At 74.6% G+C, this 12,782-nt stretch carries 8 protein-coding genes and 3 pseudogenes; all 11 read right to left on the bottom strand.

What is annotated here, in order from left to right:
• Positions 1 to 124 precede the first annotated feature (124 nt).
• Positions 125 to 793 (bottom strand): cutinase family protein, encoded by a 669-nt coding sequence (locus tag MCM47_RS29750; RefSeq protein WP_238864777.1) that lies wholly within the window; start codon positions 791 to 793, stop codon positions 125 to 127.
• A 181-nt stretch (positions 794 to 974) separates the two neighbouring features.
• The gene (locus MCM47_RS29745; RefSeq protein WP_238864776.1) at positions 975 to 2,588 is read right to left on the bottom strand and encodes an amidohydrolase; all 1,614 of its coding nucleotides are present in this window, start codon (positions 2,586 to 2,588) and stop codon (positions 975 to 977) included.
• Between the two features lie 68 nt (positions 2,589 to 2,656).
• On the bottom strand, positions 2,657 to 3,499 hold the full coding sequence (locus MCM47_RS29740; RefSeq protein WP_238864775.1) for a PaaX family transcriptional regulator C-terminal domain-containing protein: 843 nt from the start codon (positions 3,497 to 3,499) through the stop codon (positions 2,657 to 2,659).
• 70 nt (positions 3,500 to 3,569) lie between these two features.
• Positions 3,570 to 4,475: an Asp/Glu racemase gene (locus MCM47_RS29735; protein WP_238864774.1), complete on the bottom strand. Its 906-nt coding sequence runs from the start codon at positions 4,473 to 4,475 to the stop codon at positions 3,570 to 3,572.
• Positions 4,472 to 5,407 (bottom strand): fumarylacetoacetate hydrolase family protein, encoded by a 936-nt coding sequence (locus tag MCM47_RS29730; RefSeq protein ID WP_238864773.1) that lies wholly within the window; start codon positions 5,405 to 5,407, stop codon positions 4,472 to 4,474. The genes MCM47_RS29735 and MCM47_RS29730 overlap by 4 nt, the downstream gene beginning before the upstream one ends.
• An 11-nt stretch (positions 5,408 to 5,418) precedes the next feature.
• Positions 5,419 to 6,531, bottom strand: a complete 1,113-nt coding sequence (locus MCM47_RS29725) for a cupin domain-containing protein (RefSeq protein ID WP_238864772.1) — start codon at positions 6,529 to 6,531, stop codon at positions 5,419 to 5,421.
• The gene (locus MCM47_RS29720; protein WP_238862122.1) at positions 6,528 to 7,634 is read right to left on the bottom strand and encodes a carbon-nitrogen hydrolase family protein; all 1,107 of its coding nucleotides are present in this window, start codon (positions 7,632 to 7,634) and stop codon (positions 6,528 to 6,530) included. Before MCM47_RS29720 ends, MCM47_RS29725 begins: the two co-directional genes overlap by 4 nt.
• A gap of 11 nt (positions 7,635 to 7,645) precedes the next feature.
• Complete coding sequence (locus MCM47_RS29715; RefSeq protein WP_238862121.1) at positions 7,646 to 10,222, bottom strand: FAD-dependent monooxygenase; 2,577 nt, start codon at positions 10,220 to 10,222, stop codon at positions 7,646 to 7,648.
• 59 nt (positions 10,223 to 10,281) lie between these two features.
• Positions 10,282 to 10,626: pseudogene (locus MCM47_RS29710) on the bottom strand (acyl-CoA thioesterase); the annotation flags it as partial.
• Between the two features lie 78 nt (positions 10,627 to 10,704).
• Positions 10,705 to 12,309 (bottom strand): annotated as a pseudogene (locus tag MCM47_RS29705) (AMP-binding protein); the annotation flags it as partial.
• 197 nt (positions 12,310 to 12,506) lie between these two features.
• Positions 12,507 to 12,782 (bottom strand): annotated as a pseudogene (locus MCM47_RS29700) (hypothetical protein); the annotation flags it as partial.

Here is a 12,782-nt window from a genome sequence, read left to right as displayed (position 1 = left end):
GCCGGGCTCCTTAGCCGCCGGGCGGCGGAAACGGCTCACCGCCCGTCGGCGGCCGGACGTTCCCGGTCGCCGACGGGCGGTGAAGGTGCGCGGCCACGGACCCGGCCGACGGGCGTCCTCTTGCCTACGCGGGGTACCAGGCGCCGTTGTACCAGACCTCGTTGGCGCTGTCGTTGTGGTGATCCATGTTGAAGTCTTCGGGGTAGTTGTGGACGTGGTTGTACGGGTAGGTCCAGATCCCGGCGGACTCGTCGCAGACGTAGTCCCAGTGGCAGATCGTCTTGACGGGCACGTTGCCGAAGAACCTGTCGGCACCCGCGAGCGGAGCTCCGATGATGCCGCCGAACGGCACGGCCCCGCCGTTGGCCCCGGGCGGGCCCTGGCGCTTGGGGTCCGAGACGAGGATGGCGTTGACGTTGTCGAAGGTCTGCCAGTTCTCGGTGACCCAGACGTGCACCACACCGGCTCCCAGCGAGTACCCGGCCATCTTGACGTGCTGGCCCGGGCACGCGGCGCGCTGGTCGCGGACCAGCCGGTTCAGCTCGTTGACGCCGGCCCGCGTGCTGGCACCGTTGGGGATCTGGGTGGGATACCCGACGTGCTGCTGGATGTTGCCGGTGAACCCGTCGTTGTTCCACGAGCTGCCGGTGCCCCCGACCACGATCGTGTAGGTGCCCTCGCACGGAGCCGTCACGCGCGCGGGCGCCCCCTGTGCCGTGGCCCCCTGTGCCGCTGTCAGCCCGACCGTCAGCAGGATTCCGGCTGCCGCGGCCGCGATCCGTCGTGCTCGCATTCGTTCCTCCCCATGCAGTCGGCCCGCGCGCCCGCTCTCGGGTGCGGCACGCGCTCGGCCGAGGTCACGGGACGACCGTGCCAGTGCCCGATGACAACCCGATGAAGCACCCGTCCGGGATGCGGCCCTCCGGGGCGGAGCCGCAGCGCCGGAGGGCGGCCCGGCCGTGGCCTGGCGGGTGTCAGGCCCGGTGGACCGTCCGGCCGCCCAGGACGGTGCGCAGCGGCCTCAGCTCCGCCAGCTCGTCGGGCGGGCAGGTCAGCGGGTCGGCGGGCCAGAGGGTGAGGTCGGCCAGCGCGCCGGGGCGCAGGCTCCCGCGCGTGCCGCTCTCGCCGAGCAGGCGGGCGGCGTCGACGGTGTGCAGCGCGATCGCCTCGGCCCGGGTGATCGCGTGCTCGGCGCCCTGTGCGCCGGCCACGGTCTGCCGGGTCGTCATGCCCCAGACCGAGACCATCGCCCCGTAGGGCCCGACGGGGAAGTCCGAGCCGGCCGCCAGCAGCGCGCCCTCGTCCAGCCACTCGCGCAGCGGGAAGATCCCGCGCACCCGCTCGGCGCCCCAGGCCCGGATCTGGGCCGTCGCCGCATCGTGCAGCAGCGGATGCTGGACGGTGACCGGGATGCCGAGCGCGATCGCACGCGCTCGCTGGTCGGGCCGGGCCAGGCCGCCGTGTTCGACCACCAGGGTGCCCGGAGCCAGGCCGGGGCGCCCCCCGAGCACCTGCTCGAAGACGTCCAGCAACGTGCGGAGGCCGCGGTCCCCCCAGGCGTGCACGCCGACCCGCCAGCCGCGCGCGACCACCCGGTCGACCGCCGCGGCCAGCTCCTCCGGCTCCCAGAGCAGGGTGCCGTGGTAGCACGGGCGGCCTTCGTACGGCTCGTCCAGCGCACCCGCCTCGATGCCGCCGTCGATGCCGAACTTGACGCCCCAGACGCTCAGCCACGCATCGCCCTCGGCGCGCCAGGGCTCCATCCGGTCGAGCAGTTCGTCCACCTGCGCCGGCGTACGGGCCCCGAAGCCGGAGACCAGGGCACGCACCCGCACGCTCAGCGCACCGGCCTGCCGGGCCCCGCGGAGCACGTCGAGGTCCTCCACCGGGACGAGGCAGTCGCGGACGGTACCGATCCCGGTCGCGGCGTAGTCGGCGGACGCGGCTCGCAGGCCGTCGATGCGATCGGCGAGCGCGGGGCGCGGCAGGACCCGTTCGGCCAGTGCGACCGCCTTGTCGACCAGCCGGCCGGTCAGCCGGCCCTGATCGTCCCGCTCGATCACGCCGCCGGGCGGGGGTTCGGTGGCGGCGGTGATGCCGGCCAGCCGCAGCGCAGGCGTGTTGAGGACCATGTTGTAGGCGCCGCGCCGCACCAGCACCGGGTGCCGGTCGGTGGCCGCGTCCAGCTCCTCGGTGCGGGGCAGGCGCTGTTCGGCGAGGTTGACCTCCTGCCAGTTGATCGTCGTGCGGATCCACTGACCTGCGGGCGTGCGGGCCGCCCGCTCACGGATCAGGCCGAGGAACTCGCCGAGGTCCCCGGCCCGGTGGACCGGCACGTCGTGGACGCTGTGCGCGGCCAGGATCAGGTGGGTGTGGGTGTCGTCGAAGGCGGGCAGCACGGTGGCGCCGGGCAGGTCCAGCACCTCCGTCCCCGGGCCGATCAGGTGGTCCAGGCCGGCCGCCGAGGCGGACAGCGCGGTGATCCGGTCGCCGGTGACGGCCAGCGCACGGCGCGGCGCCTCGCCGGGGACGAGCGTGTGGACGGCGCCGGACCGGATCAGCAGGTCGGCGGGGGCGTGGTCGGTCACGGCGGCAGTTCCTCGGTCACGGCGTCTGGTCGGGCAGCGGGATCGGGCCGGCGGGCGGGGACGCGGCGCTACGGCCGGGCGTCGAGCGCCGGGCGCGACAGGCCGGTGAGCTGCTCGACGTGCCGGAGACCGGGTTCGGCGAGCAGCCCGTGCAGTTCGGTGAAGACCGCGCGGGCCGCGACGGCGTTCCACTCCGGCGGCAGCAGCGGCGCCGGCAGCCCCGGGTCGAGGTAGGGCAGCCGGCGCCACTGGGTGAGCATCGGGACGTACGCGCGGAACGCCTCGACCGGCTCGATCCGCGCGTGGCGCAGGCCGTCGGCCACCTGCCCCCAGGCCGCGGTGAACTCGGCGTACTGCGCCTCGATCGCCGGGAAGTCCCACCAGGAGCCGACCGCCGAACGCAGTTCGGCGAACCCCGCGTACTCGGACAGGAAGAGGTGGACGTACGCGCTCAGCCCGAGCCGTTCCAGCAGCCGCCGGGCGTCCGGCAGCACCCGGGCGGGCGCCAGCCAGACACCGGGGGCGGCGTTGCCGAAGCCGAGCCAGCCCAGCCGCGACCGCAGCTGGTGGCGGCTGGCCCGCTCCGACTCGGGGACGGAGAAGACCGCGACCACCCAGCCGTCGGCGAGCTCGGCGGGCGCCAGGCTGTGGAAGATCCGGCGGTCGCCCTCGTCGAAGACGGGGCCCATCGCCGGGCTCAGCCGGTAGCCGGTGCCCGCGCGCCGCTCCTGCAGCAGGGTGCCGGCCTTCTTCAGCCGCGAGATCGCCGACCGGACGGCGGGTGCGTCGACGTCCAGTTCGGCCATCAGCGCGATCAGGTCGGCTATCGAGATCCAGCCGCCGAGCCGCCGCACGAACTCGCCGTAGATCGTGTGGATCAGGGAGCTGGGGCGTGGCGTGTTCTCCGGCATGGCGGCCCTCCTCCCGTCGTGGCCTCGCGGGGCGCGCGGCGGCGCCGGCGACCGCGGCCGTCCGGCGTGATCATACTGTCGGAGCGCCGCCAGGTGGTCCGGACGGCGGGACGGCGGACGGCTGCGGTACGGCCGGTGGGGGCCGGAACGGCGCGGTGGGCGCCGGAGCCGGGGCCGGTGACGTGCTCGCCTGGTAGGCGCCGGAGAGCAGCGCCCCCGCGCCGGGGGCGAAGGCGGGCAGCCCGAGCGCGCGCAGCAGCTGGTGGACGGTGCAGATCGCGGCGGAGACCACCGGTTTGCCGAGCCGCTGCTCGGCCTCCTCGACGGCCGCCAGCGAGGGCATCTGCACGCAGGCGGAGAGCACCACGGCGTCCGCCTCGGCGTGCGCCAGGCGGGCGGCGATCCCGGGCAGCCGGGCCGGGTCGTGGGCGGCGACCGCCAGGTTGTCGGGGATCTCCAGGGCAGCGTGGTCGGTCACCGTGATGCCCTCGTGCGCGAGGTAGTCCACCACCGTCCGGGCGAGCGGTCGCAGGTAGGGCGCGACCAGCGCGACCTTCTTCGCCCCGAGGACGTGCAGCCCGGCCACCAGGGCGCCCGCGCTGGTCACCACCGGCGCCGGTGCGCCGTTCTCGACGGTGCGCCGGTGCAGCCGCCGCTCGGACTCCCGGTGGTAGCCGGGCCCGTTGCTCATGACGGCCACCAGGCAGGCGTAGCCGAGCACGTCGACCCGGGCGTCGGAGAGTTCGAGCGCGCAGCGGTCCGAGTCGGCGTCCATCGTGCGCAGTTGCTCGGGCGTGACCCTGGTCATCCGCATCCGGCTGGAGTGGAAGGTGAAGCGCTCGGGGGCGACCCGCTCCCTCGCCCGCAGCAGGGCCGGCACCTCGGTCTCCATGGTGACGTTGGAGCTCGGGACGATCTGGCCGATCCGGTAGGTGGTCCGGTGGGTGGTCCGGTGGGTGGCCCGGTGGGTGGTCATGCACCCGCCCCATCGCCGTGGTCACGGGGGTCGTGGTCACGGGCGTCGACGACCGGGTTGGCGAGCGTGCCGATCCGTTCGACGGTGGCCTCGACCACGTCGCCGGGCTGCAGGAACTGCGGCGGGACGAGGCCGGCCCCGACGCCGGACGGCGAACCGGTGGCGATCACGTCGCCGGGCTCCAGGGTCATGCCGGAGGAGATGTCGGCGATCAGCCGGGCGACGCCGAAGAGCATGTGGCGGGTGTTGGAGTCCTGCTTGGTCACGCCGTTGACCTTGAGCGAGAGGTCGAGGTTCTGCGGGTCCGGGATCTCCTCGGCGGTGACCACGACCGGTCCGAACGGGCAGTAGGAGTCCTGGCCCTTGGAGAAGAACCACTGCCCGGAGCGACGCTGGTCACGCGCACTGACGTCGTTCACGATGCTGTAGCCGAAGACGTGCCGCAGCGCGTCGGCCTCGGTGACCCGGCGAGCCGTCCGGCCGATCACCACGGCCAGTTCGCACTCCCAGTCGAGCTGCTTGGTCAGGTCGGCGTTGTGCAGGATCGGCCCGCCGGGGCCGGTGACGGCGGTGGCCGGTTTGCCGAACAGCACCGGCCGGTCCGGCAGTTCGCGCTCGGTGTCGAGCGAGCGGTGCGACTCCTCGACGTGCTCGACGTAGTTGAGGCCGACGCCGATGATCTTGCCGGGGCGCAGCGGCGCACAGAGTGTGACCCGGGAGAGCGGTAGCCAGGCGTCGGCCGGAGCAGTGGCCAGCAGCGCTCGGGCGGTGGCCAGGGCGGGTTCGCCGGCCCGGATCAGCGCGGCCAGATCGCCGGGCAGGTGGGCGCCGGCCGCGGTGGCGAGCGCCACCAGGTCGGCCACGCGCTCACCGCTGCGTGCGCCGAGGCGGGGCGTGCCGCCGCCGCCCGTACGGAAGCTGAGCAGGTGCATCGAAGGGCTCCTTACGAGAGGACGACCTGGTGGCCGCCGTTGTCCGGGTGGGCCTCCTCGCGGTACATGCCGAGCGAGCGCATCACCGGGAAGTCGTTGAACGAGAAGAGGCAGGCGTCCTCGCCCTGGTCGGCGTTCGCGTGCTCGTGCCAGGCCCAGGACGGGACCACGAAGACGTCGCCCTGCTGCCACGCGAAGCGCTGCCCGGCGATCACCGAGACGCCGCGCCCCTTGGCCGCCGTGTAGACGACCGAGCCGGTGTGCCGGTGCGCCAGCGTGGCCTGGCCCGGGCGCAGCAGTTGCAGGTGGGCGCTCATGGTCGGCATCACCGAACCGCCGGTGACCGGGTTGGCGTACTCCATGATCACGCCGTCGTACGGGGATCCCTCGCCCGCGCGGGCCAGCCGGCGGAGCGCCTCGTAGCTGGGCTCCCAGGGCCAGCCGAGCAGCGGGGAGTACGGGCGGCTCCACTTCTCGACCCCGTACGGCAGCAGGGTGCCGGCGTAGCTGAGCAGCGAGGAGTTCACCACCGTGCCGGGCTGCTGGTAGAGCTCGGGGTGGACTTCGTAGAAGCCCGCGTCGAGGGCGTTGACGAGCGGGATGTCCAGTCCGTCCTGCCAGATCACCGGTTCGTCCGAGGCCTCGTTGCCGTGCTCGTGCCAGGTGTTGTTGGGCGTGATCGCGAAGTCGCGCGGCCCGACCTTGAGCTTCTGGCCGTCCACGATCGTCCAGGCGCCGGTGCCCTCGTGGACGAAGCGCAGCGCGGCTGCCTGGTGGCGGTGCGCGGTCATCGCCTCACCCGGTCCCATGATCTGCAGGCCGGTGTACAACAGGCCGACGGCAGCGCTCAGTTCACGCCGGCCGGGGTTGACCAGCATCACCACCCGGCGGCCGGCGTCGTCCGCCCGGACCAGCGGCAGCGCCTTGCGGACCAGCGGTGCCAGGTCGGCGTAGCGCCAGAGCACCGGGACGGACCTGGGCTGCGGGTACCAGGGCTCGATCTCGTTCGCCACCGTCCACAGCGCGCCGGCCTCCTGCTTGGCCAGCTCCTCGTAGTAGGCGGCGAGTTCGGGGCTGTCGCCGACCCTGGCCCGGCCCAGCCGGGTGTCGTCGTAGTCGTTCACGCTTCCTCCTGGTGGTGGGTGCCGCTCTCCTGCTCGGGATGGGGCCGGCTCGCCGGGGGTCGGTGTCCGTCGGGTCGGAGTCCGTCGGGTCGGAGTCCGTCGGGTCGGAATCCGTCGGGTCGGAATCCGTCGGGTCGGTGGCCCTCGTGGAGGTGCACGGGCCGGTGCGGGTCGGTGTCGACGTGCAGCCGGAAGACGTCGAAGCGGTTGTAGTGGCCGACGATGTCGTGCATCTGCTTGGGCTGGAGGCAGCGCGCGAGGTCGATCTCGGCGTAGACGATGCCCTCCTCGTCGACCAGCGGCTCCGTGACCGGGCGCCCGTCCGGGCCGAAGACTCCGGAGAGCGCGGCGCGCGGGCGGGCGAGCTGCTTGCGGACCCGCTGGTCCTCACCGGCCACCAGGTCGACGATCTCGGGCGAGATCGTCGAGCAGGACACCACGGTGAACACCTTGCCCTCGAAGCAGTGCGCGGCCGCGCGCAGCGCGACGGCCTCCGCCATGTCGTAGTCGTCGGGCGCGACCGGCAGGGCGATGTAGCTTGCGGCGTGCACCAGTTCGCCCTGGGCGAGCAGGGTGAAGCGGGCCAGCGGGTTGGTGTTCTCGCCGCAGGCGAGCGCTCCGAGCGGGCCGATCGGCGTGCGGTGCACCACCAGTGAGCTGCCGTCGCCCGGGGCCCAGGTCAGCTTCTCGGCCCAGGTCGGGACCAGCTTGCGGTGCACGCCGAGCAGCCTGCCGTCCGGGCCGATGGTGAGCAGCGTGTTGTAGAGGGTGCCCAGGCCGGGCCCGCCGCGCTCGTTGACGCCGATCACCAGGACCACCCCGGCCCGGCGGGCGGCCGCGCACAGCAGCTCCACGTGCGGGCCGGGGACGTCGACCGAGGCCAGGTAGAGGCGTTCGAACCAGGGCGAGCCCTGGACCGGGTTCATCGTCCAGTTCCAGTAGGGGTAGCCGGGCACGAAGACCTCGGGGAAGACCACCAGTTCGGCGCCGTGCGCGGCCGCCTCGGCGATCAGGGCCGCGGCCTTGTCGACGGTGGCGTCCGCGTCCAGGTAGACGGGGGCGGTCTGGACGGCGGCGGCGGTGAAGCGGGGCAGGTGGGGCATCCGGTCCTCCCTCAGTCCGACACGGGCTCGGTGCGGGGCTTCCGGCCGGTGTCCTGGTCCTGGCTGCCGGCGTCCTGGTCCTGGCTGCCGGCGTCCTCGTCCCGTCGGCCGGCGTCCTCGTCCCGGCTGCCGGCGGCCGGGCCGTCCGCCGGCAGCCAGCGGCGGTGCACCGGCGCGGCCGCCTCCGGCAGCAGTCGCAGCCGGGGCGCGACGCGGTCCGCGCCGGGCCCGGGCGGCCGACTGCTGCCCGGCTGCCAGGGCTCCGGCCAGCGCGCCCCGGGGCCCGCGTAGCCCTGCTCGGCCGCGGCGTGCAGCGTCCACAGCGGGTCGTACAGGTGGGCCCGGCCGACCGCTACCAGGTCCGCCCGGCCGGCCAGCAGCACCGAGTTGGCGTCGTCGTGGCCGGAGATCGCGCCGACCGCGACGGTCGGGATCCCGGTCGCGTTGCGGACCAGGTCGGCGAACGGCACCTGGTAGCCCCGCCCGTAGGGCACTTCCTGGTGCGCGACCACCTCGCCCGTGGAGACGTCCAGGGCGTCCGCGCCCGCGCCGGCCAGTGCCCGGCAGATCGCCACCGCCTCCGCCTCGGTGGTGCCGCCCGGCGCCCAGTCGGCGGCCGAGATCCGGACCACGATCGGCTTGCCGGCCGGCCAGGCGGCCCGCACGGCGGTGAGGACCTCCAGGGCCAGCCGCAACCGGTGCTCGAGCGGCCCGCCGTAGCGGTCGGTGCGGTGGTTGGTGAGCGGCGACAGGAACCCGGAGACCAGGTGCCCGTGGCCGAACTGCAGCCCCAGCACGTCGAATCCGGCCCGGTCGGCGCGGGCCGCGGCCGCCGCGAAGTCTGCCACCACACCGGCCAGTTCCGCCGCGCCGGCGGCGCGCGGCGGCGGGGCCCCCGGCTCCCAGGGCAGCGGCGAGGCCGCCAGCGTCGGCCAACCGTCCGCGAGGGGGTGCCCGATCCCGTCCGGGCCGGGGACGGTGCTCGCCGCACGCCGTCCGGCGTGGGTCAGCTGGATTCCCAACGGGGTGTCGCCGAGCTCCCGGGCCGCGCGCACCACCGAACGCCAGGCGGCCTCCTGGGCGTCCGTCCACAGCCCCGGACACCGCTCGGTGGCCCGGCCCTGCGCGCTGACCGCGGTCATGCCGGTGAAGACCAGGCCGGCGCCGCCGAGGACCTGCGCGCCGAGTTGGGCCCGGTCGAATCCGCTGGGCATCCCGTCGACGGCGGTGAAGGTGGCCAGCGGCGGCACCACGATCCGGTTGCGCAGCCGCAGCCGGCCCAGCCGCAGCGGCCGGAACATCGGCGGAACGCCCGCCGCGCCGCCATCGGGGCTCCCGGCCGCGGAGGCCGCGCCGTGGGCGGTTCCGGCCCGGGCCGCCGCACCGCCGTCCGCAGCACCGCCGAAGGCCGCGTCGACGGCGTCCACGAAGGCGGCGTCCCGGGCGCGCAGGTTGCCGTACGTGACGCGGCGGCTGCGGGTGAGCAGGTTGAAGGCGAACTGCTCGGCGCCCTGGCCGGTGTGCCGGCCGACGGTCTCGAACCACTCCAGGCTCGCCTGCGCGGCCCGCTGCGCGGACTCCACCACCGGACGCCGCTCACGCTCGTAGGCCACCAACGCACCTTCCAGCAAGGGGTGTTCATGCAGTGCGGCGGCCAGTGCCAGGCCGTCCTCCAGCGCGAGTTTGGTGCCCGATCCGATCGAGAAGTGGGCGGTGTGCGCGGCGTCCCCGAGCAGCACCACGTTGCGGTGGTGCCAGCTCGCATTGCGCACGGTGGTGAAGCGGATCCAGCGCGAGGCGTTGGGGATCAGCCGGTGCCCGTCCAGGTGCGCGGCGAGCAACCGCTCGCACCGCAGCACGCTCGGCAGGTCGCTCTCCCCGCGCCCCGTTTCCCGCCCGGCCGGCTCCTCGAAGCCCGCCTTGCGCCACGCCTCCTCGGCCATCTCCACGATGAACGTCGAGCGCCGCCGGCTGTACGGATAGGCGTGCACCTGGAGTGCGCCGAAGTCGTGCTGCTCGACGATGAAGGTGAAGGCCTCGAAGACCTTGTCGGTGGCGAGCCAGATGTAGCGGCAGTGCCGCTCGTCCAGTTCGGGCCGGAAGGCCTCCGCGAGCGCCGCCCTGGTGGCCGAGCGCACGCCGTCGGCGGCCACCACCAGGTCGTAGCCGGCCGCCAGTCGGGTCACCGGCGGCGCGGGCGTGCGGTAGCGCACGTCCACACCGAGGTCGGCGCAGCGCTGTTGCAGGATCGCGCGCAGCCGGTTGCGGTCCAGTGCGGCGAAGCCGTGCCCGCCGCACGTGCGCACCTGGCCGGCGTAGCGGACGTCGATGTCGCTCCAGCGGGCGAACTCGGCGGACAGCGCGGCGAAGACCGGCGGGTCGGCCCCGGCGATGCCGTCCAGCGTCTCGTCCGAGAAGACCACGCCGAAGCCGTAGGCGTCGTCGCGGGCGTCGCGCTCCCACACGGTGATCTCCCGGTGCGGCGCCAGCTTCTTGGCCAGCGCGGCGAAGTAGAGCCCGCCGGGCCCGGCGCCGATCACCGCGATCCGCCGCACCGCGGAGCCGGCCGGCACGCCCCCGCCGCTCACCGGCGGCCCTCCGGCACTCGCCGGGCCGACCGTGCCGCTGACCGGCGGCCGCCCGCCGGTCACCGGTAGCCCTCCGGCTGTTGCGGCCCGGACTCGGCGAGCGCCCGGCGCACCTCGGGGGGCCAGGGTTCGGCGCCCTTCGCCTGCGCGGCGGCGTGCACCACCGACATCCGCCCGGTCGCGGCCAGCCCCAGCGGACCGTGCACCTCGAAGGCGTAGTGCAGCGAGGAGCCGCCGACCCGCAGGACGCGCAGCTCGGTGCGGACCGGGTCGCCGAACCAGAGGCGCTCGCGGTAGTCGGCCTCGAAGTGCACCCGCGGGATCCGGCCGAACAGCCCGGCCAGACCGAGCCGGCGCAGTAGCACCGCCTCCGCCGCCTCGACCCAGCGCTGCACCGCCGAGAAGTGGTAGTGCCCGGCCGCGTCGGTGTCCGACCACTCCACCCGCCGCTCCACCGCCACGCTGGCCGGGTGCACGGCCGCCCGACGACGCAGCTCCGCCCGGTGCAGCTTGCCGGTGGCGGTGCGCGGCAGTTCGGTGACGAACTCGATCTCGCGCGGGTACTTGTACGGCGCGATCGTCCGCTTGACGTGCTCCTGGAGTGCCCGGACGGTCCCGGCCCCGGCCGGCACGCCCTCGCGCAGCACCACGTACGCCCGGACCACGCTGCCACGCCGCTCGTCGGGCACGCCGACCACCGCGCTGTCCAGCACGTCCGGGTGGTCGGACAGCACCTGTTCGACCTCGGGCCCGGCGATGTTGTAGCCGGCCGAGACGATCATGTCGTCCGTGCGCGCCTGGTACCAGAAGTAGCCGTCGCGGTCGCGCACGTAGGTGTCGCCGGTGAGGTTCCAGCCGTTGCGCACGTAGCTGAGCTGGCGCTCGTCCCGCAGGTAGCGGCACCCGGTGGGGCCCTTGACGGCGAGCAGCCCCGGACTTCCGTCGGGCACCGGCACCCCGTCCGCGTCGAGCACGGCGGCCCGGTAGCCGGGGACGGGCCGGCCGGTCGCGCCGGGGCGGATGTCACCGTCGGCGGCCGAGATGAACACGTGCAACAGCTCGGTGGCCCCGATCCCGTCGACCAGGCGCTGCCCGGTGGCCGCGTGGAAGGCCTCCCAGACGGAGGCCGGCAGGTGCTCGCCGGCCGAGACGCAGCACCGCACGCCCGACAGCCGGCCGGCCAGCCCGGCGGCCAGGATCGCCCGGTAGGCGGTCGGCGCCGTGAACAGCACGCTGGCCCGGTGCCGGGCGACCTGCTCGGTCAGCTCCTCCGGGCCGGCCTGCTCCAGCAGCAGGGTGGCGGCGCCGGCCCGCAGCGGGAAGACCACGAGGCCGCCGAGGCCGAAGGTGAAGCCGAGCGGCGGAGTGCCGGCGAAGAGGTCCTCCGGGGTGGGCCGCAGCACGTGCCGGGAGAAGGTGTCGGCGTTGGCGAGGACGTCGCGGTGGAAGTGGAGGGTGGCCTTGGGACGGCCGGTGGTGCCGGAGGTGAAGGCGATCAGCGCCACGTCGTCGGCGGCGGTCGGCACCGCGGTGAAGCGGCCGCGCCGGGCGGCGCAGCGGGCGATCAGGTCGTCCGGTCCGGGGCCGCCGTAGGGCAGGACGGTCAGGTCCCGCAGCGCGGCCCGTTCCAGCTCGGCCAGGCTGCGGTGGTCGCACAGTGCCGCCGCCGGCAGGCTGATCTCGTGCATCGCGGTCAGTTCGGGTGCCCGCAGCAGCGGCATGGTGGTGACCGCCACCATGCCGGCCTTCAGCACCCCGAGCCAGCAGGCGACCAGCCAGGGGGTGTTGGGGCCGCGCAGCAGCACCCGGTTGCCGGTGGCGAGGCCCAGGTCGTCGGTCAGGACCCGGGCCACCGCATCCGCGTTCTCCCGCAGGTCGCCGTAGCTCCACTGCTCCGTCGGAGTGAGCAGGCAGCGCCGGTCGGGGCCGAGGCGGTCGATCGACTCGTCGAGCAGCACGTGCGCGCAGTTGAGCCGGTCCGGATAGGCCAGCTCGGGGAGTTCGAAGAGAAGTTCCGGCCACTGGTCGAGCGGCGGGAGGGTGTCGCGGCAGAACGTGTCCAGATGCGCTGAGGGTGTGAGCTCCATGCGGCGGCACCTCTTCGGCGAGCGGGGAGTGAGGCCAGTATGGCGCTCCGCTGACGCCAGTCAAGGGATCGATACAAACACCGGACTGCTTGCACCCTGCCGGGCCGGGCCGTGCCGGGCCGTGAGCAGAGGTCAGCTCTCGAGTTCGCCGTCGCCCACCCGGACGGGGTGGTGGCCGTCCCCGGCCGCCGAGGCGGTCACGCCGGGCCGCGGGGACCGCCCTCGGCCCCCTCGGCTGTCGGGGGCCGCATCACCGCTCCCCCGGGCTTCCATCCCCAGGCGGTGAGCATGCCGGCCGACAGGTCGGCGCACTCGTCGGAGCCCAGGTACCGGACGGCCGCGTCGAGGGCCGCGTCGTCGACCAGACCGGTGGCGAGCATCGCGTCCCTGCTGCGCTCCCAGGTGTCCGACCAGAAGCGGGTGACGGGACTGCCCGGCAGCAACGGCGGCACGTGGATCTCGGCGGCGACCCG

This window comes from Kitasatospora sp. A2-31 (assembly GCF_022288725.1).
Taxonomy (GTDB): Bacteria; Actinomycetota; Actinomycetes; order Streptomycetales; family Streptomycetaceae; genus Kitasatospora.
Note: the sequence above shows the minus strand (reverse complement) of the source record. Positions and strands in the feature narration are given on the sequence as shown.

Coding starts and splice junctions, on each gene's coding strand:
- MCM47_RS29750 (WP_238864777.1), bottom strand. CDS start 793: ATGCGAGCACGACGGATCGCGGCCGCGGCAGCCGGAATCCTGCTGACG.
- MCM47_RS29740 (WP_238864775.1), bottom strand. CDS start 3,499: ATGCCGGAGAACACGCCACGCCCCAGCTCCCTGATCCACACGATCTAC.
- MCM47_RS29735 (WP_238864774.1), bottom strand. CDS start 4,475: ATGACCACCCACCGGGCCACCCACCGGACCACCCACCGGACCACCTAC.
- MCM47_RS29730 (WP_238864773.1), bottom strand. CDS start 5,407: ATGCACCTGCTCAGCTTCCGTACGGGCGGCGGCGGCACGCCCCGCCTC.
- MCM47_RS29720 (WP_238862122.1), bottom strand. CDS start 7,634: ATGCCCCACCTGCCCCGCTTCACCGCCGCCGCCGTCCAGACCGCCCCC.